Consider the following 19,920-nt stretch of genomic DNA (forward strand, 5'->3'; position numbering starts at 1 on the left):
GGGTATTAAATTTGAAGAACTAGGTATTGATACGAAAATTTTAAAATCATTAAGTGATATGGGGTTCGAAGAACCGACACCGATACAAGAGGAATGTGTTCCAATTGTATTACAGGGGCATGATGTAATAGGCCAAGCTCAGACAGGAACAGGGAAAACAGCTGCTTTTGGAATCCCTCTGATTCAAAAGGTGGAGGAAAATAATAAAAATGTACAAGCATTAGTTCTGACACCTACAAGAGAACTAGCTATTCAAGTTGCAGGGGAATTAAGAAAAATAGGTAAACTTAAACAGATTAAACCGTTGCCGATTTATGGTGGACAACATATTACGCATCAAATTCGTGCTTTGAATCAAGGAGCTCAAATTGTCATAGGGACACCAGGACGCATTTTAGATCATTTGCGCAGAAAAACATTAAAGCTTGATGCAGTCAAAACAATCATATTAGATGAAGCAGATGAGATGCTAGACATGGGGTTTGTCGATGACATTGAGAGCATTGTTTCTTCTGCTCCTAGAGAACGTCAAACTTTATTATTCTCAGCTACTATGCCATATGAAATAAAAAAATTATCGACTAGATATATGAAGTCACCAAAGAATATTGCTATCGCTAAGGGTGATGTGTCAGTACCACTAATTCAACAGTTCTATTACAAAGTATTAGAACGCGACAAATTTGATAGTTTCTGCCGTATTCTCGATCAAGAAGAGATTGGATTAGGAATAGTTTTTTGCCGTACTAAGAAAGGTGTGGACGAATTAACTGATTCTTTACAAGATCGAGGATATCTAGCAGAGGGATTGCATGGAGACTTATCTCAGCCGCAACGTGACAAAGTAATGCAGAAATTCAGAGAAGCATCGATAGAATTATTGATTGCTACAGACGTAGCCGCCAGAGGAATTGATGTAGAAAATGTAAGCCATGTATTTAACTATGATATCCCGCAGGACCCTGAGTCGTATGTACATCGTGTAGGTCGTACAGGAAGAGCTGGAAAAAAAGGTATAGCGATCACATTAGTGACTCCACGAGAGATTAAACAACTAGTAGCTATTCAAAAGCAAACAAAAGTAAACCTAAATGTGAAAGATGTACCATCTTTAGAAGAAGTGGCAAAAAGAATGAAAGAACAGTGGAAAGACAAGGTTACGGAAGCAGTAGAAAGTTCACAGTTATTAGAATATGAAACTGCTCTTCAAGATCTATTTGCTAAATATGGTGCAGAGTCTGTTGCCGCGGCAGCGATGAAAATAGCAGTCGATACATCATTCGCCAAACAAGATGTTCATACATATGATTTTGGTGATACTGGAAGCGCCAAAGGGATGGTTCGATTCTTTATTAATGTCGGGAAGAATGGAGAGTTCACACCGAAAATAGTCATGGATATTCTCCAAGAGCATGCAGGAATCGCTTCCTCTACGATAGGGAAAATCAATATTTTTGACCGTTTTACATTTGTTGAAGTAGCTGAGGCGCAAGCCCCATTTGTTTATGAGGCATTCCAAAACACGCGCGTCAATGGAAAAAGAATTAATGTTGAACCTGCAAAGCCGAGGGTATAAGAATATTTTTAAAAAGTGCTAATTAGCACTTTTTTTTTATAATTGAATCGTGTACAATAGAGTAAATCGAACTTCTGTTCTTTTTATATGCTAAAAAATGGCTGGGGAGGATTTTATTATGAGTGATCGTAAGCAAGCGTTGGAGATGGCTTTGAAACAAATAGAGAAACAATTCGGAAAAGGTTCTATCATGAAATTAGGGGAATCCACATCAAATATAGTAGAAACTAGTTCTTCAGGTGCATTAGCGTTAGATATTGCGTTAGGAATAGGAGGATATCCAAAAGGTCGAATCATCGAAATTTTTGGACCAGAATCTTCGGGTAAAACAACAGTCGCTTTACATGCAATTGCGGAAATTCAAAGTAAGGGTGGACAAGCAGCATTTATAGATGCGGAACATGCACTAGATCCCTTATACGCTAAAAATTTAGGTGTAAATACGGATGAATTATTACTTTCTCAACCTGATACAGGTGAGCAAGCACTTGAGATTGCTGAAGCATTAGTGAGAAGTGGGGCTGTTGAAATTCTTGTTATTGACTCAGTAGCAGCTTTGGTTCCTAGAGCGGAAATAGAAGGAGAAATGGGTGATTCACATGTTGGTTTACAAGCAAGACTTATGTCACAAGCTTTACGTAAGCTTTCTGGTGCAATTAGTAAATCCAAAACAATTGCGATTTTTATTAACCAAATTCGCGAAAAAGTTGGTATTATGTTTGGAAATCCAGAGGTAACTCCGGGAGGACGCGCTTTAAAATTCTATTCTAGTGTAAGATTAGATGTAAGAAAAACAGAGTCTATTAAACAAGGAAACGATATCGTAGGAAATCGAGTGAAGATTAAAGTAGTAAAAAACAAGGTAGCACCTCCATTTAAACAAGCGGATGTGGATATCATGTATGGTGAGGGAATCTCAAGAGAAGGAAGTATATTAGACATTGGAACAGAGCTAGATATAGTGAATAAGAGTGGTGCGTGGTATTCTTTCGAAAGCGAAAGATTAGGGCAAGGAAGAGAAAACGCCAAGATATATCTAAAGGAAAACGACAATATAGCGAAGAAAATTGATCAAAGAATTAGAGACTATTATCAGCTACATAAAGAGGCTGCGAAATCAATAAATGAAGAAACTATAGCAGAATAATCAAAATAAGATGATATGTATCATATTTCTTGACAAGTAATAGCACAAATAATACAATGAAATTGCGTATTTCTGTTTCGTGTAAAATTGTGAAATTTTGGTTTTACTGTTAAATTAGAGACTTTATTCTTTTTCTGTTGGCTTTGTTTTAATAGACATGTGGCCTTCTGGTAATATATTATCAGAAGGAGGTTAGACCTGATGGGGGAAATATCCATTGGAGTAGGTCTAATAGTCCTTATTGCAGTAAGTGTTATAGCATTTGTTATAGGTTTTTTTGTGAGAAAGTCAATAGCCGAAGCAAAAATATCGAGTGCTGAAGAAGCAGCTCGTAATATTGTGGAAAGTGCTAAAAAAGAAGTAGAAGCATCTAAGAAGGAAGCAATATTAGAAGCTAAAGATGAAGCTCATAAAATTCGTACAGAAGCTGAACGTGATTTACGTGAAAGAAGAAAAGAACTTGATCGACTAGAACGTAGAATATTGCAAAAAGAGGAATCATTAGACCGAAAAGTAGAGCAAGTAGAGCGAAAAGAAGAATCGCTTGTTGGAAAAGAACGGAAGATTACTGAACTAGAAGAAAAAATACAAGAAAAACTAGACGAACAAGTAGCAGAACTTGAACGCATTTCAGGACTAAACCAAAAAGAAGCGAAAGAAATTATCCTTAATAAGGTAGAAAATGAAGTTCGTTATGAAACTGCATTAATGATTAAAGAAATTGAATACCAGGCGAAAGAGGAAGCTGACAAACGCGCGCGAGAAGTTATTTCGATAGCTATTCAAAGATGTGCAGCAGATCACGTAGCAGAAACAACGGTATCAGTTGTAGCACTTCCTAATGATGAGATGAAAGGTCGAATCATTGGACGGGAAGGTCGCAATATTAGAACACTTGAAGCCCTGACAGGAATAGATTTAATTATCGACGATACACCAGAAGCTGTAATTCTTTCAGGTTTTGAACCGATTCGACGTGAAGTTGCTCGAGTTGCTTTAGAGAAACTTGTAGCAGATGGAAGAATTCACCCAGCTAGAATTGAAGAGATGGTTGAGAAAGCTCGTAAAGAAGTAGATGAACGTATCCGTGAAGAAGGAGAGCAAGCAACCTTTGACACAGGTGTTCATGGACTGCATCCTGAGCTAATTAAACTATTAGGAAGACTAAAATTCCGTACAAGCTATGGACAAAATGTATTAAAGCATTCAACGGAAGTAGCACATCTTGCTGGCTTAATGGCAGCAGAGCTAGGTGTTGATGTAAAGCTAGCAAAACGTGCAGGACTTTTACACGACATTGGTAAGGCTATTGATCACGAAACTGAAGGTTCACATGTTGAAATCGGAATCGATATCGCGAAAAGGTACAACGAACCTAAGGAAGTCATTAATAGTATCGCTTCACATCATGGTGAATTTGAAGCAGAAAGTATTACGGCAGTATTAGTAACTGCTGCGGATGCTTTATCTGCTGCAAGACCAGGAGCTAGACGTGAAACACTTGAATCATATATTAAACGACTTGAGAAATTAGAGGCAATTGCTGATAATGTAGATGGCGTTGAAAAATCTTACGCGATTCAAGCAGGACGTGAGTTAAGAATTATTGTCCGTCCAGAACGTATAGACGATGTTGAGTCGGTTACAGTAGCTCGAGAAATTAAGAAGAGAGTTGAAGCTGAACTAGATTATCCAGGGCAGATTAAAATTACGGTCATACGCGAAACACGAGCAGTAGAATATGCAAAATAAAGTGGCCTAGGTCACTTTATTTTTTATTCTTTGCTTCTTTTCAGGAAGTATTCTCAAATGACAATTGTGCTTTTAGAATGATAAGATTAAATATAGGAATCATTGAAAGAGCAAACATGAATACTTTAAGATGTATAGTAGAGTGTAGAAAGAGGTATCTTGTGAAAATTTTATTCTTAGGCGATGTTGTCGGTAATGTTGGTATTCAAGTGATTAGGGATTATTTGTCTGTTGCGAAAGATAAATATCAACCAAATCTTATTATTGCAAACGGTGAAAATGCAGCGATTAACGGTAAAGGTATTACTAAGAAAGCTGCTATGAGCCTATACGACTTAGGCATTGATATTTTGACGATGGGAAATCATGTTTGGGACCAAAATGAAATCTATGATTTATTCGTATCCCACCCCAATCGAATTATTAGACCAGCAAACTATCCTAAATCATCACCAGGGCAATCCTATGTAACGATTAAATGTGGTGTGAAAAATGTAACAATTATTAATATTAGTGGTCAGACATTTATGGATTCATTAAATTGTCCATTTCACGCTATTGACGAAATTTTAGAGCAAATTCCTAAAGATCATTATGTTGTTGTAGACTTTCATGCGGAAGCCACTTCTGAAAAACTAGCGATGGGGCATTATCTGACTGGTAGAGTTACAGCAGTATTAGGCACTCACACGCATGTTCAGACAAGCGATGCGCAAATCTTAAATAAACAAACAGCTTATATTACAGATGTTGGAATGGTAGGATGCAGCTCTGGGGTTTTGGGCATGAGCCAAGACTCAGTAATCAAACGTTTCACTACAAAATTACCTGTAAAATTAGAGATTATACAGAATACTGATTCGTGGCAGTTTTCTGCTGTACTGATTGAAACTGAAAGTAATAGTATCAAGGCTAAATCGATACATCAGATTTTAGAGCGCTCATAGTATCTATAATATTTGTAAAATTCTAACGATTGTATATATTTGAATAACGTAAGAAGGAATAGTTGGTAATTTCATAGAATATACATTTAAATGGTAGATATTTTACACACTAGAGGAGGTTCTAATTTATGGAGGTATTAAAAGTTTCAGCAAAATCAAATCCTAATTCAGTGGCAGGTGCTCTAGCAGGCGTATTAAGGGAAAGCGGAACTGCAGAGTTACAAGCAATCGGTGCTGGTGCCATTAATCAAGCAGTGAAAGCAGTAGCTATTGCGAGAGGGTTTGTTGCACCTAGTGGAGTTGACCTTGTATGTATTCCCGCGTTTACTGATATAATGATCGATGGGGAAGAAAGAACAGCTATAAAACTTATTGTAGAACCTAGGTAAAATATCAATAGGACCTGTATTTATTCGAAATGAATAGACAGGTTCTTTTATTTTATATGGAAATTCTATATGGAAAATTAAAAAGATGGGGTGAGTTCTTTGAAAATTGCTGATGGACATTGTGATTATCTTTACCAAAAATCTAGAAAACAGCCGACAGTAATTTCCTATTCAACTCTAAAACAATCTCGTGTCAATATACAAAATTTTGCCTTGTTTGCTAGTAAACAAGGTGGTTCCATAGAGTCATCAGAAAAGATATTGCAAGAATATCAAAAACAAATACAGATATTTAAAGATGATTTCATAAATCGAACGGATTGTGTATTCATAAAATCTAAGAATGATTTTGATAACAATAGTGTATTACATGTTCTTCTTTCGCTAGAAGGTTGTGACATACTTGCATATTCTAGTGATTTCTTCGATCAACTTTGGAACTTAGGTGCCAGGATTTTTGGTTTAACCTGGAACCACGATAATGCTTTTGCTACTTGTTGTCATACGAAAAAAAACACTGGGTTAACGTTTAAGGGTATTGAATTTATGCATAAATTAAGTAAGAATCATGCGATTGTCGATGTATCACACTTATCCGAGCAGTCATTTTGGGATATAATAGCACTCAATGAGAGTCAACCAACAATCATTGCGAGTCACTCGAATAGCAAGACTGTGTGTAATCATGTTCGAAACTTATCGGATGGACAAATTAAAGCAATCATTTCAAGTGGCGGAGTTATAGGAATAAATTATGTGCCAGAATTTCTAAATGAAGAGAAAGAAAAAGCCACTATGGATGATGTGATTCGTCACATAGATACTATAATTAAACACGGTGGAGAAAACGTGGTTGCTTTAGGCTCTGATTTTGATGGTGCTGCATTGATAAAAGAACTAAATTCGCCACATTCTTTACAAATCTTATCTTATAGGCTTAACAAGGAGTTTGGCGATAAGATAGCGAATAAAGTTATGTTTGAAAACTGGAAGAATTTTTTGTTGGATAGATTACCTTAAAAGAAAAGGAGTTTATAGATGATAGATTTACATATTCATACCACAAGTTCCGATGGAACACGTACTCCTAAAAATACAATTATCGAAGCATATGAAAAAAAAATTCAAGCTATTTCTATTACTGATCATGATACAACAGAAGGTTTCTCGGAGGCTGTTACGTTTGCTGAAGAATTTAACATTGAACTAATTCCTGGTGTAGAGATTAGCGCTTTTTACGGGACGCAAGAGATTCATATTCTTGGTTATTATATTGATGTAAAGAACAAGCCCTTGCAAGCAGAATTAGAAGTAATTAAACAATCAAGATCCAATAGAGCAATACAAATGGTCACACTATTAAATAAATATAACTACGACATTAGTATACAAGAAGTAATGGAAGAGGCGAAGACTGGTACAATTGGCAGACCGCATATTGCTAGATGTTTAGTGCAGAAAGGGTATTATCGGTCTACAGATGAGGTATTCCACAATCTATTATCACGTGGGAAAAAAGCATATGTCGAAAGATATAAACTATCGATTCAAGACGCTATAGAGTTGATTAGTAGTGCCGGCGGAATTTCAGTAGTTGCACATCCTGGATTATACAAATCACCACTAGACTGGACACAACTAATAAAGTATGGAATTTCTGGAGTTGAAGCATTTCATAGTAAACATGATAGAGCAACTTCCAAAAAATATAAAGATATAGCAACTAAACATGGTTTAATTGTGACAAGTGGATCTGACTGCCATGGAAATGGAGAGGCGTCAATACTTGGAACAACTGAAGGTGAATATTCTATAATTGAGAATATGAAAGCATTACTACCAACAGTTTAAAAAGAATTGTAAAATAAAGAATAAAAAAATGAAAATTTTTATTAAGCTTGTTCTATAATAAGTAATCCCTCATATACTTTAAGCGAATAGGATTTCGCGCTAAGGAGGGTTTTATTGTGGAAAAGATCGATATTTTTAAAGATATTGCAGAGAGAACAGGTGGAGATGTTTATCTTGGAGTTGTAGGTCCAGTGCGTACAGGAAAATCAACTTTCATAAAAAAGTTCATGGAATTGCTCGTGCTGCCTAAAATTGACAATCCGTCACAGCGTCAAAGAGCACAAGATGAACTACCTCAAAGTTCAGCAGGAAAAACAATCATGACAACAGAACCAAAATTCATTCCAAACAATGCTATTACCATTGAAGTTGAAGAAAATTTAAACATCAATGTTAGGGTAGTTGACTGCGTGGGTTATGCAGTAGAAGGTGCTAAAGGTTATGAAGATGATGAAGGAAATCCACGCATGACAAATACACCATGGTATGACGATCCAATTCCGTTTCATGAAGCTGCTGAAATTGGAACTCGCAAAGTTATTGCAGAGCATGCAACGCTTGGTGTTGTAATCACAACAGATGGAACAATTGCAGACATCGCTAGAGAAAATTACATCGATGCTGAGGAACGTGTAGTTCAAGAACTAAAAGAAGTTGGCAAACCGTTTGTAATGATTGTGAATTCTATCAAGCCATTAAGTGAAGAAACACAGGCTCTAGCAAGTGAATTAAAAGAGAAATATGACATCCCAGTATTAGCGATGAGTTGTGCTATGATGGATTCACAAGATGTATACAAAACATTAAAAGAGGTATTATTCGAGTTCCCTGTTACAGAAGTAAATGTGAACTTACCGAGTTGGGTTATGGTTTTAGATAATGATCACTGGTTAAGAAGTAAATTTGAGAATTGCGTAAGTAATTCTTTGAATGATATTAAACGCATACGTGATGTGGATCGAGTAGTATGCGCATTATCTGAAGAAGAGTTCGTTGAAAAAGCGAACCTATCGAATCTACAAATGGGGCAAGGCTCAGTTGATATTGATTTATTTGCACCTGATGAGTTATATGATCAAGTTCTTACTGAGATTGTCGGAGTTGAAATACAGGGTAAAGACCATCTAATGAAATTAATGAAAGACTTAACATTTGCTAAAAAAGAGTATGACCAAATTGCTGGTGCACTAGCGATGGTGAAATCAACAGGTTATGGTGTTGCATCTCCAAGAATTGAGGATATGCAATTGCAAGAACCAGAATTGATTCGCCAGGGGTCTAGATTTGGTGTTCGCCTAAAAGCGACTGCACCAAGTATTCATATGATTAAGATTAATGTAGAGTCAGAATTTGCTCCAATCATTGGCTCTGAAAAGCAAAGTGAAGAACTCGTAAGATACCTAATGCAAGACTTTGAGGAAAACCCACTCAAAATATGGCAATCCGATATATTTGGTAGATCACTTGCTGATGTGGTTAAGGAAGGTATATCTGCAAAGCTATCACTTATGCCGGAAAATGCAAGATATAAGTTTAAAGATACCCTAGAAAGAATCATCAACGAAGGTAGCGGTGGCCTCATAGCTATCATATTGTAATAAGTCTAAAGAAGCACAAAAAAAGTGCTTCTTTTTTTATTTGTTAGGAGAAAAGTAATGAATTTAAGCTTTAAAATAGTAAAATGTTGAAATAATACTACTCTATGGTATAATCAGTCTTGATTTTAGTAGTCGCTAATAGGGGTTACTATTATATAACGAAAATATAAGAAGGAGGTGAACTCATGAACAAAACAGAATTAGTTGCAAAAGTAGCAGAAATGACGAATTTAACTAAAAAAGATGCGGGTAAAGCTGTTGAAGCGACATTAGACGCAATCTCTGAAGCATTAACGAATAATGATAAAGTTCAATTAATAGGTTTCGGAAACTTTGAAGTAAGAGAACGTGCTGCTAGAAAGGGCCGTAATCCACAAACTGGGACTGAAATTGAAATTCCTGCGAGTAAAGTTCCTGCTTTTAAGCCTGGGAAAGCATTAAAAGACGCGGTAAACTAGTATTTACATAACTTTGCTTTTATATATTTTTATAGAATAGGATATCGAAAAGATATCCTATTTTTATTTCCCTATTTCACTTTTTCAATTATTCAAGGTATACTATTGCATATCGCAATAAGCAGGAGGATTTTATGACTAATTTTGATCATGATAAAATTGTGAAGGCAGTAACAATGATTCTAGAAGCAATCGGTGAAGACCCAACAAGAGAAGGTCTCCAAGATACTCCTAAGAGAGTCGCAAAGATGTATGAAGAAGTATTTGCAGGGATTCATGAAGATCCGGCTAGCCCATTGGGGACTATATTTAATGAAAATCATGGGGAATTAGTGATTGTTAAAGATATTCCATTTCATTCAATGTGTGAACATCACCTAGTCCCATTCTTTGGAGTTGCCCATGTTGCGTACATTCCCTCTGACGGAAAGGTAACTGGATTAAGCAAATTAGCTCGTGTCATTGATATAGTTACTAAGAGACCTCAACTTCAAGAGCGAATTACTACTACTGTAGCTGAAGTTATAGTAGAAAAGTTAAATCCACTAGGTGTTGCCGTAGTGATTGAGGCTGAGCATATGTGTATGACTATGAGAGGTATAAAAAAACCTGGATCAAAAACTATCACGTCTGCCGTACGTGGAATTTTTGAAAATGATATTGCATTACGTGCAGAAGCATTTAGTTTAATCAAGGGTTAGTTATAAAGATCTCTATATTTTACTTTTAAATGGGGGTATAATGATGAAATTTGTAAGGTTTAAAATCAATCAATCGATTCGTTATGGCATATTAGAAGATGATATGGTTCGTGAAATTGATAGTGACTTTCTAGCTGAATATGAACTTACAAATGCTTATTATAAATTGCAAGAAGTCAAGTTATTAGCGCCAGTTATACCTTCAAAATTAATAGCTGTAGGAATTAACTATCAGGATCACGCGGCCGAACTTCAATTTACTACTCCAAAAGAGCCGCTAATATTCCTAAAACCTAGTTCAGCGATTATTGGTTATGGACAGGAGATTAATCAACCCGAAACAGCTAGTCGTATTGATTATGAAGGGGAATTAGCAATTGTAATTGGCGAGGTTGCAAAGAATATTAGACAAGAGGATGCGAGAAGATATATTCTTGGGGCAACCATTTGCAACGATGTGACGGCGCGCGATTTACAAAAGCTAGACAATCAATGGACCAGATGTAAGGGGTTTGATACATTTGCACCTCTTGGACCTTGGATTGTCACAGATTTAGATTATGATAATTTGTCCATCGTAACGAGGCTAAATGGGAAGCAAGTACAATCTTCAAATACAAGTAATATGGTACATAACACAAATCGATTAGTTTCCTATATTTCTTCTATCATGACATTGTACCCTGGAGATGTAATTATCACGGGAACGCCTTCTGGTATTGGACCAATGAAACATGGTGATATAGTAGAAATTGAAATCGAAGGCATTGGAATTTTAAGAAATTCTTTTACAGCATTAGTATAGGAGATTTACATGACGAGAAGAAAAACAACACATATCAACGAGTCATTTACATGTGAAAATTGCGGATTTGAAGTACCACCAATTAAAGGTGGTGGCTGCAGAAATCATTGTCCTAGTTGTCTTGTTTCGAAACATCTAGATAATGTGCCAGGAGATAGAGAAAGTGCATGTAAAAGTTTAATGGACCCAGTGGACATAGAATATAAGAGCCATAAGGGATATATGATACTACATAAATGTCGTGCATGTGGTATGGTAAAGTATAACAAGGCTGCACTAGATACATTAGAATCGCCTGATTGTTTGGATGAGATCTTAAAAATAATGAAAAATAAATCGATCACCTAACAATTATTTTTACAACTCAACATATGATAATAATACAAATATGTTGGGAAGTGTGGTTTATGGACGCCGGCCATACAATAGATATAGTAAATTCACAAAGTGTAACATTTATAGCGATTGTCAGTGCATTAGTCCAATTAAGTAAACGGTATATTAATCCTTATTATGCGCCTTTAGTATCAATTGTATTTGGGTTACTCATTTCAATAGGTTTTTATTATAGTGGCATAGATACAAGTGATAACTGGTTTATTGCTATAGTACGTGGTATAATAATTGGACTATCAGCAAGTGGGCTTTATTCAAATATTAACATGACACAAAAGCGAACGAAGAAAACTTAGAGTATGGAGAGTGTAGCATGGCAGATCATAATAGCAGTGAATATTTTGTAATAAAAGCGCTAGAAAACGGAGTAAACGTAATAGGATTAACAAGAGGTCATGACACAAGATTTCATCATTCTGAGAAATTAGATAAAGGCGAAGTAATGATTGCTCAATTTACTGAGCATACATCCGCTGTTAAAGTTAGGGGTAAGGCAGTAATTCAAACGAAATTTGGTTTACTATATACAACAGACAAGGAAGTGTAGGAATAGCCTGCGCTTTTTTTTCATAAAATGGGGCATAAGGAGGTTTTACATTATGCTCGAGTTCGGAAGAGGGATATTTACCGCATGTGTCATTTCTACGTTTATATTGCTTTTAGTATCTTTTTACCCAATTGGAAATGATGAGTTTACGTTACAGACAGCTACTCCAGTTGTTAAACAGAATGATAGCACTATTCAAGATAAAGAAAAGATAAAAAGCATAATTGGGAACATAGATATAGATCAAACAATCAATAAAATTATTCTCGAAAATGAGGATACAATGGATGTGTATATGAACCTATTAGATGATCCCTCTGATTATGGGTTAATGGATAGTTATAAATTGTCGGATGCCGTATTCAGAGATTTCTCACAAATTAATGCCATTCGATTTTATATGTATAAAAATAATAAGCCTATTCTTTTAGTGAATACGAATAAAACCACCTTTTTTAATGAGTCAAAGAACCTTAATGCGTCTGGAGAATATTTTAAAAATATTCAAAAAGTGTTTTCATACACACTGATTCAAGAGTAATGAAACATATTACTTTCTAGTATACAGTTTGTGCAATTGTATAAAATAATAATGATGATATAGGGGGGATTATTATGATAGAAGCTGATTTATTGAAAAAAGTTGTACAAGAAGCTTTAAAGAACGGTGGAGAATTTGCAGAAGCATACTTTGAACATAAAATAAGACAAGCTATCACTTGTGAAGATGGTAAAATAGAGAGAATTATTTCTGGTTTTGATTTAGGTGTTGGTATTCGCGTCATAGATAAGGATACCATATCTTATGCATTCTCGGATGATATTAGCGAAGAAGCCCTGCTAGAGGCCGCTAGAGTAGCAGGAAGTGCAGCGAAAAATAAAATTAATCATGCAATTAACTTGAATAAATATCACTTTGATAAGATACATAACATTAAAATCAGGCCTGAAACTATTGAAAAGCGCGACAAGGTAAATTGGGTACTACAAGCAGATCAAGCTGCGAGAAAATATAGTCCTTATATTTCACAAGTAATGGTCGGCTACACAGACTCTATTCAGAACATAAAAATCGTAAATTCGAATGGTTTATTCGCTGAAGATGAAAGAATTCATACAAGATTAAGTGTTCAATCTGTTGCAATGAAAGATGGTATCATGCAAACAGGTTATTATGGTCCGGGTCAAATGATTGGCAGTGAACTATTTGATACAGTTTCCCCAGAGAGTGTAGGTATAGAAGCGGCACGTATTGCAGTTACGATGTTAGATGCAAGTCCCGCTCCATCGGGCAGCCTACCTGTTGTTATTTCAAATGGATTTGGAGGGGTTTTGTTTCATGAAGCTTGCGGTCATCCACTAGAGGCGGATGCCATTCAAAAAGGAACCAGTGTATATAAAGATTTAGTGGGCAAACAGGTGGCCTCTCCATTAATAACAGCCATCGATAGTTCTCTAATCGTAAATGGTTGGGGGTCATACCATATAGATGATGAGGGTCATCCCGCACAATCAAATGTTTTAATTAAAGATGGAATCCTACAAGATTACATGTACGATTATAAGCGTGCATTAGTAGAAGGTCGAAAATCCACTGGTAATGGTCGAAGAATGTCATATCAGCATATTCCAATCCCTCGTATGACAAATACTTATATTGATAGAGGGAATTCAAATCCTCAAGATATTATTAGTACTACAAAGGAAGGTTTTTTTGCGAAACGCCTTAGTGGAGGACAGGTGAATCCTGCTACAGGAGATTTTACCTTTGTGGTATCTGAGGGTTATATGATTCGTAATGGTCAGATTGCTGAACCTGTAAGGGGAGCCACTCTAATAGGCAACGGTCCAGAGGTATTAAAGAAAATTGATATGGTTGGAAACGATCTTGAGCTTGCTCCAGGGATGTGTGGTAAAAGCGGACAAAATGTACCCGCTGGTGTTGGTCAGCCTACTTTACGTATAAGTGAGTGTACTATAGGCGGAACTGAAATCAAAGGGGGGAAGTAATGTGAGTAATAATTGGAACCAATGGATAGAATATGCGTTGCAAAAAGGAGCAGAAGAAGTCGAAATCATTTATGAGCACTCTGCGACGAACAACATAAAAGTATATGAACAAAAAGTAGAAGCATTAACGTCAGCGACTTCTAAAGGGGTCGGTATACGTGTGTTTATAAAAAAAGGTATGGGTTTTGCTTATACATCTGATTTAACAACTGAAACGATCCAAAAAGTAGTGGAAGAAGCGATTGAAAATGCAACAATTTGTCCACCAGATGAGTTTAATGGATTGCCAGAGAAGCAAAATTACCAAAGTATTGAAGCTATATATCATGAAAATTATAAAGAAATCAGTATGGAGCAAAAGATTAAGTTCCTAATGGATTTAGAAAAACAAGCAAAGGATTACGACTCAGAAATTACAAAAGTAGTACAGGCTTCCTTTGCAGATCAAGTGACCAGCATTCAATTACTTAACTCGAAAGGGTTTGATGGTAGTTTTAAAAGTAACTACTGTTATGGAGGAGTATATGTAGCCGCTGAGCGTGTCGGGGAAATGCAGACAGGGGGAGGTATGACCTTTAGTCGTAACTTTCATCAATTAGACCCTGATATTGCAGTACAAGAAGCATGTGATACGGCACTAATTTTACTTGGTGGTAAGAAAATCAAGTCACAAAAAGCAAATATTGTATTTGATAAAAAAGTTGGTATGATGTTTATGTACATCTTAGCAAATTCGTTATCCGCGGATGCTGTACAAAAAGGAAGATCGCTTTTTAAAGATAAAAAGAACCAATATATAGCTAGTCCGTTAGTTTCGATTATTGATGATGGATTGTATGAAAAGGGATTGGCTACTTCACCATTTGATGGAGAAGGAGTACCTTCTAGTACGACACATCTCATCCAAAATGGTGTGTTAAAAGACTATATGTATGACACGTATACTGCTAGAAAAGATAAAGTGAGGTCTACAGGGAATGCTTCGAGATCATATAGATCTACACCATCTCTTTCAACGACAAATTTCTACTTAGAAAATGGAACTTCATCGAAACAGGATATTATTGGATCTGTGAAAAATGGATTTTATGTCATGGAAGTTTCAGGACTAGTAACAGGTGGTGCGAATCCAATTACAGGAGACTTCTCTGTTGGTGCTACAGGTAGATGGATAGAAAATGGGGAATTCACAACATCTGTTCGAGAAGTGACCATAGCAGGTAATATAATATCGATGTTAAAGGATATTGAGATGGTTGGTAACGATATGGAAATCATTCCGATTATGGGTTCCTTCGGATGCCCAACCATCAAAGTAAATGAATTAGCCATTAGTGGAATGTAAGAATGATTTTCTTAATACGAATTATATTATAATTGTAAAAAGAGTCTATACTAAAACTAGACTCTTTTTACTTGTTGGCAAATTATTTTAATGGTGGTATAGTTAAATTTAGGTTTTTCTCTTGAAATCAAATGAAGATACGTATTGGAGGAGTATGCGTGCAAGTAGTACAAGGCATCATACAAAAACACATGGATGAAGTACAGCAATCGTTCATATATCAAAGTAAAAATGACTTGTTAGATCAATATATAGAATATAAAAATGCGGATGATTACAAGGCTATTTTAATTCATCTCATGTTACAGTCAAGTGGATTACCGATGAAACAAATACACACGTTATGCATAGCAAGTGAACTTGTTGATTCTGGTATTAAGACACATGAAAAAATCGAAGCAGTTCATCAGGCGGAGATTACAAAACGACAATTAACAGTATTAGCAGGAGACTTTTATAGTAGTAAATACTATAAAATATTGGCAGATCATAATCTAATTCCTGCAATAAAGATTCTTGCTAAAGCGATTCAGGAAATTAATGAAGCAAAAATGAGTAGACACTACGCCAATATTCAAGATATTACACCTAGCGTGTATATAGCTTGGCTTGAAAAGATACATGCCTCTATCTTAGGACACTTAGTAGATGAATATGCTATCGAAAGAGATATTTGGTATGAAATATGCTCAAATGTATCGTTAGTTCAAGCTTTGCTGGAAGAGCAAGTACAAATGGTTCCCACTTATAATGGAGTGTTATCTTTTAAAATAGTACTGTTATATCAAAAATTAAATACTGAAGAAAAAAACGAATTTTCTAATATCCTAAATAATAAGGAAAAACTCACAGCAGTTTTAGTCAAATATAACATACAAGCAATTATTAATCATTACGCGGAACAGTTCTCCAATCGCGCAATACAATGCATTGACCAATTGCAAACGAAGTTTGTAAAAGATGAAGTTCGCAAGTGCGTGAATCAATTATTTCAACATACAATGAATCATTCGTTAGCACATGAATAGGAGGTAGCTAGATGCAGCAACAGAAAAAAGAAGAGCTGGTCCATTCAGTGTTCTCTTCAATAGCAAGTAAATACGATATTATGAATACGATATTAAGCTTTAATCGCCATAAGGCTTGGCGAAAGTTCACAATGGGAAAAATGAATGTTAAAAAGGGCCAAAGTGCTATTGATTTATGTACTGGAACCGGAGATTGGGCTTTATCATTAGCGCAATCCGTTGGGAGTCAAGGTAGAATCGTAGGGCTTGATTTTTGTGAGAGTATGCTGGATGTTGCAGAAAAGAAAATTGCGGAAAGTAAGTATCGCGATGTTATAGAATTAATTCACGGTAATGCAATGGAAATCCCATTTGATGATAATTCTTTTGATTTCGCAACTATAGGCTTTGCATTACGGAACGTTCCTGATATTAAACAAGTTTTATCAGAGATGCAAAGAGTTGTAAAACCAGGTGGAAAAGTTGTATCTCTAGAGTTATCAAAACCAACTTGGCCACCTTTTCGATCCCTATATTACTTGTACTTTAATCATTTATTACCAATTATGGGCAAGTTAGCTGTGGGGAAAGCAGAACCTTATCAATGGTTACCAGAATCTCTGAAAAACTTTCCTGATCATATACAGCTTAAAAATATATTTGAAGAATTAAATATGGATACGGAAGTATATCAACTGACTGGTGGAATTGTAGCACTACACATTGGAACTAAGCGTAATAATATCATTGAAGAGAAAGAGGATTTCAATGTATAAAAAAGTTAAAGATATTTTAAATATGATTAAGTTTGAACATACAATTTTTGCTCTACCATTTGCTTTTATCGGTGCTTTTATTGGTAGTATTATTACATATGGAGAAATCCCTTCTATCTATACGATTTTTTGGATTACAGTTGCTATGGTGGGTGCTAGAAGTGCTGCGATGGCACTAAACCGTCTCATTGATCGGTCGATTGATGCGGTGAATCCTAGAACAGCGAACAGAGAAATTCCAGCAGGTAAAATATCTGTTCGTGATGTGTTAATATTTACAGTGATTTCTTTTGCTATTTTGTTTTTTGCGGCGTATCAGTTAAATTCATTAGCGATAAAACTTTTACCTATTGCTGTTTTTGTATTAGTATTATATTCGTATACTAAGCGATTCACATGGCTTTGCCATGTAGTGTTAGGCGCTGCTATTGGACTAGCCCCGCTAGGTGGTTGGGTAGGAGCTACCGGAACATTACCAGCGGAGGCATGGATTATTTTTGTAACTGTAACCCTTTGGACAGCAGGGTTTGATATTATTTATGCTTGCCAAGACTTCGAGTTTGATAAAATGAGAAAACTACATAGTATACCCGTAAGATTTGGTATTAAAAAGGCACTATTATCTGCACGAATTATGCATGGAATAACAGCAATATTATTATTTAGCTGGCTTCTTGTGTACCCGCTAAGTTGGTGGTACGCAATTGGAGCTTTTATTGCGAATTTAATTCTTCATTATGAGCATACTTTAGTGAAACATGATGATTTATCGAAATTAAATACAGCTTTCTTCACTATGAATGGAATCTTAAGTGTTGTAGTCTTTACTTTTACACTGCTTGATATCTTACTATAGAAAATTGGTGGTAGATTTGAAACAACGGAAAATAGTAGTTGGGATTACTGGTGCTAGTGGAAGTATCTATGCTATTGAGTTAATCAAATTTTTACTTCAAAATAATATTGAAATTCATCTCCTCGTTACAGACGCTGGACGTTTGGTAATTGGGCATGAACTCTTACACTTTAATTCGAAAGAGCTAATGGGTAAGAATATAACAGATTTGCTCACACAGCTAAAGATTGATACAGAAGATCATAATTTGAATATTCATGAGATGAATGATTTTGCCGCTTGTATTGCGAGTGGCTCTTATTTCATAGATGGTATGGTAATTTTACCGTGTACGATGGGGACATTATCAGCTATTGCTAATGGTGCATCAAAAAACTTATTAGAAAGAGTAGCGGATACAGCTTTGAAAGAGGGCAGAAAACTTATCATAGTTCCACGAGAGACTCCTCTGAATCGCATCCACTTGAAAAATATGCTATCGGTTGTTGACGCAGGGGCAACTATTTTACCAGCTATGCCAGCCTTTTATCATCAGCCACAGTCAATAAAAGATATTGTCTTGTTTTTGGTAGGAAAAATACTGGACCAACTAATGATTGAACATCAGCTATTTAAACGCTGGGGAGAATAATTCAGGAGGTACAAATAATGGAAATCATAACTGAGCAAAACAACTTATATGATATATGGCAAAAGGTGAAGAACGGAATTCGTCTTACGAAAGAAGATGGACTTCGTTTATTTGCATCTAAAGATTTATTAGAAATTGGATATATGGCAAATTTCGTTCGTGAGAAAAAACATAAAGATAATGCATTTTTTATAGTCAATCGTCATATTAACCACACGAACATATGCGTTACACGTTGCAAACTATGTGCATTTGGTGTAGATAAAGAAGATATTACTTCTTATACGATGACTCTTGAAGAAATAGAAAAGAGAGCCAAAGAGTCAATGAAAGCAAACATTACAGAATTACATATCGTAGGCGGTCTAAACCCTGAGCTTTCATTAGAATTTTATGAAGAAATGCTACAAAGATTGTCAAAAATTATGCCAACCGTCCACCTACAAGCATTTACAGCCGTAGAAATACACTATTATGCTCAGGAAAATCAATTAACAATCGCAGAAGTATTAAGTCGCTTGAAAAATGCTGGTTTAGGGTCTTTGCCTGGTGGAGGTGCGGAGGTATTCGCGAAACGAGTTAGGGATAAGATTTGTCCAGAAAAAATAAGTGGTGAACAATGGCTAGAGGTACATAGAACCGCTCATCAACTTGGTATGCGTAGTAATGCTACGTTATTGTATGGGCATGTCGAGACCTACGAAGAGAGGGTTGACCATTTCATAAAGCTTAGAGAACTACAAGATGAAACAGGTGGATTCCTTACATTTATCCCATTAGCTTTCCATCCTAAAAATACGGAACTTTCCGGAGAGTTAGTAGGCTTAAGTCGCACGACTGGAATCGAAGACTTAAAGATGCTAGCGATTTCGAGATTGATGTTAGATAACTTTGACCATATTAAAGCGTTTTGGATTATGGTTGGACCCAAAATTGCACAAATCTCTTTGCGTTTTGGTGTAGACGATATTGATGGTACGATTATCGAAGAGCGTATTACTCATGCTGCAGGAGGGGAAACTGAACAGGGTTTATCAAAAGCAGACATTGTAAAGATGATTAAAGACGCTGGTAGAAAACCGATTGAAAGAGATACTTTATATAACATTGTCAATCAGGAGTTTTAAT

Annotated in this window: 22 protein-coding genes; all 22 read left to right on the forward strand. The window is 35.8% G+C overall.

The features are described 5' to 3' along the window. Nucleotides 1-58 precede the first annotated feature (58 nt). Entirely contained in the window at nucleotides 59-1,576 is a 1,518-nt protein-coding gene (locus tag BHU72_RS07410; RefSeq protein WP_069702055.1) for a DEAD/DEAH box helicase, read from the forward strand. Between the two features lie 118 nt (nucleotides 1,577-1,694). Then, nucleotides 1,695-2,723: a recombinase RecA gene (gene recA, locus BHU72_RS07415; RefSeq protein ID WP_069701972.1), complete on the forward strand. Its 1,029-nt coding sequence runs from the start codon at nucleotides 1,695-1,697 to the stop codon at nucleotides 2,721-2,723. Between the two features lie 201 nt (nucleotides 2,724-2,924). Further along, on the forward strand, nucleotides 2,925-4,475 hold the full coding sequence (gene rny, locus BHU72_RS07420; protein ID WP_069701973.1) for a ribonuclease Y: 1,551 nt from the start codon (nucleotides 2,925-2,927) through the stop codon (nucleotides 4,473-4,475). A gap of 161 nt (nucleotides 4,476-4,636) precedes the next feature. Beyond that, nucleotides 4,637-5,422 (forward strand): TIGR00282 family metallophosphoesterase, encoded by a 786-nt coding sequence (locus tag BHU72_RS07425; protein WP_069701974.1) that lies wholly within the window; start codon nucleotides 4,637-4,639, stop codon nucleotides 5,420-5,422. A gap of 128 nt (nucleotides 5,423-5,550) precedes the next feature. Continuing rightward, nucleotides 5,551-5,811, forward strand: a complete 261-nt coding sequence (locus BHU72_RS07430) for a stage V sporulation protein S (RefSeq protein WP_069701975.1) — start codon at nucleotides 5,551-5,553, stop codon at nucleotides 5,809-5,811. Between the two features lie 99 nt (nucleotides 5,812-5,910). Next, entirely contained in the window at nucleotides 5,911-6,831 is a 921-nt protein-coding gene (locus tag BHU72_RS07435; RefSeq protein WP_069701976.1) for a dipeptidase, read from the forward strand. 18 nt (nucleotides 6,832-6,849) lie between these two features. Beyond that, complete coding sequence (locus BHU72_RS07440; RefSeq protein WP_069701977.1) at nucleotides 6,850-7,662, forward strand: PHP domain-containing protein; 813 nt, start codon at nucleotides 6,850-6,852, stop codon at nucleotides 7,660-7,662. 116 nt (nucleotides 7,663-7,778) lie between these two features. Beyond that, nucleotides 7,779-9,260, forward strand: coding sequence for a stage IV sporulation protein A (gene spoIVA / locus BHU72_RS07445; RefSeq protein WP_069701978.1), 1,482 nt, complete (start codon nucleotides 7,779-7,781; stop codon nucleotides 9,258-9,260). A gap of 185 nt (nucleotides 9,261-9,445) precedes the next feature. Further along, nucleotides 9,446-9,718 carry an HU family DNA-binding protein gene (locus tag BHU72_RS07450; RefSeq protein ID WP_069701979.1) on the forward strand — a complete coding sequence of 91 codons (273 nt, stop codon included), beginning with the start codon at nucleotides 9,446-9,448 and terminating at the stop codon, nucleotides 9,716-9,718. A 134-nt stretch (nucleotides 9,719-9,852) separates the two neighbouring features. Continuing rightward, entirely contained in the window at nucleotides 9,853-10,419 is a 567-nt protein-coding gene (gene folE / locus BHU72_RS07455) for a GTP cyclohydrolase I FolE (protein WP_069701980.1), read from the forward strand. A 43-nt stretch (nucleotides 10,420-10,462) separates the two neighbouring features. Further along, nucleotides 10,463-11,224 (forward strand): fumarylacetoacetate hydrolase family protein, encoded by a 762-nt coding sequence (locus tag BHU72_RS07460; protein ID WP_069701981.1) that lies wholly within the window; start codon nucleotides 10,463-10,465, stop codon nucleotides 11,222-11,224. Between the two features lie 9 nt (nucleotides 11,225-11,233). After that, nucleotides 11,234-11,572 carry an RNHCP domain-containing protein gene (locus BHU72_RS07465; protein WP_069701982.1) on the forward strand — a complete coding sequence of 113 codons (339 nt, stop codon included), beginning with the start codon at nucleotides 11,234-11,236 and terminating at the stop codon, nucleotides 11,570-11,572. A 59-nt stretch (nucleotides 11,573-11,631) separates the two neighbouring features. Further along, nucleotides 11,632-11,916 carry a hypothetical protein gene (locus BHU72_RS07470; protein WP_069701983.1) on the forward strand — a complete coding sequence of 95 codons (285 nt, stop codon included), beginning with the start codon at nucleotides 11,632-11,634 and terminating at the stop codon, nucleotides 11,914-11,916. Between the two features lie 17 nt (nucleotides 11,917-11,933). Next, nucleotides 11,934-12,167, forward strand: a complete 234-nt coding sequence (gene mtrB / locus BHU72_RS07475; RefSeq protein WP_069701984.1) for a trp RNA-binding attenuation protein MtrB — start codon at nucleotides 11,934-11,936, stop codon at nucleotides 12,165-12,167. A gap of 52 nt (nucleotides 12,168-12,219) precedes the next feature. After that, nucleotides 12,220-12,708, forward strand: a complete 489-nt coding sequence (locus tag BHU72_RS07480; protein ID WP_069701985.1) for a hypothetical protein — start codon at nucleotides 12,220-12,222, stop codon at nucleotides 12,706-12,708. Between the two features lie 74 nt (nucleotides 12,709-12,782). After that, the gene (locus tag BHU72_RS07485) at nucleotides 12,783-14,177 is read left to right on the forward strand and encodes a TldD/PmbA family protein (protein WP_069701986.1); all 1,395 of its coding nucleotides are present in this window, start codon (nucleotides 12,783-12,785) and stop codon (nucleotides 14,175-14,177) included. 1 nt (nucleotide 14,178) lies between these two features. After that, entirely contained in the window at nucleotides 14,179-15,522 is a 1,344-nt protein-coding gene (locus BHU72_RS07490) for a TldD/PmbA family protein (protein WP_069701987.1), read from the forward strand. A 158-nt stretch (nucleotides 15,523-15,680) separates the two neighbouring features. Then, nucleotides 15,681-16,550, forward strand: coding sequence for a heptaprenyl diphosphate synthase component 1 (locus tag BHU72_RS07495; protein WP_069701988.1), 870 nt, complete (start codon nucleotides 15,681-15,683; stop codon nucleotides 16,548-16,550). 11 nt (nucleotides 16,551-16,561) lie between these two features. Then, nucleotides 16,562-17,305, forward strand: a complete 744-nt coding sequence (locus BHU72_RS07500) for a demethylmenaquinone methyltransferase (protein WP_069701989.1) — start codon at nucleotides 16,562-16,564, stop codon at nucleotides 17,303-17,305. Next, complete coding sequence (locus BHU72_RS07505; RefSeq protein ID WP_069701990.1) at nucleotides 17,298-18,161, forward strand: UbiA-like polyprenyltransferase; 864 nt, start codon at nucleotides 17,298-17,300, stop codon at nucleotides 18,159-18,161. The genes BHU72_RS07500 and BHU72_RS07505 overlap by 8 nt, the downstream gene beginning before the upstream one ends. 16 nt (nucleotides 18,162-18,177) lie before the next feature. Further along, entirely contained in the window at nucleotides 18,178-18,792 is a 615-nt protein-coding gene (locus BHU72_RS07510) for a UbiX family flavin prenyltransferase (RefSeq protein WP_245671870.1), read from the forward strand. Nucleotides 18,793-18,809: 17 nt separating this feature from the next. Continuing rightward, nucleotides 18,810-19,919, forward strand: a complete 1,110-nt coding sequence (gene mqnE, locus BHU72_RS07515) for an aminofutalosine synthase MqnE (protein ID WP_069701991.1) — start codon at nucleotides 18,810-18,812, stop codon at nucleotides 19,917-19,919. The last annotated feature ends 1 nt before the right edge of the window (nucleotide 19,920 follow it).

The organism is Desulfuribacillus stibiiarsenatis, assembly GCF_001742305.1.
GTDB classification, from domain to species: Bacteria; Bacillota; Bacilli; order Desulfuribacillales; family Desulfuribacillaceae; genus Desulfuribacillus_A; species Desulfuribacillus_A stibiiarsenatis.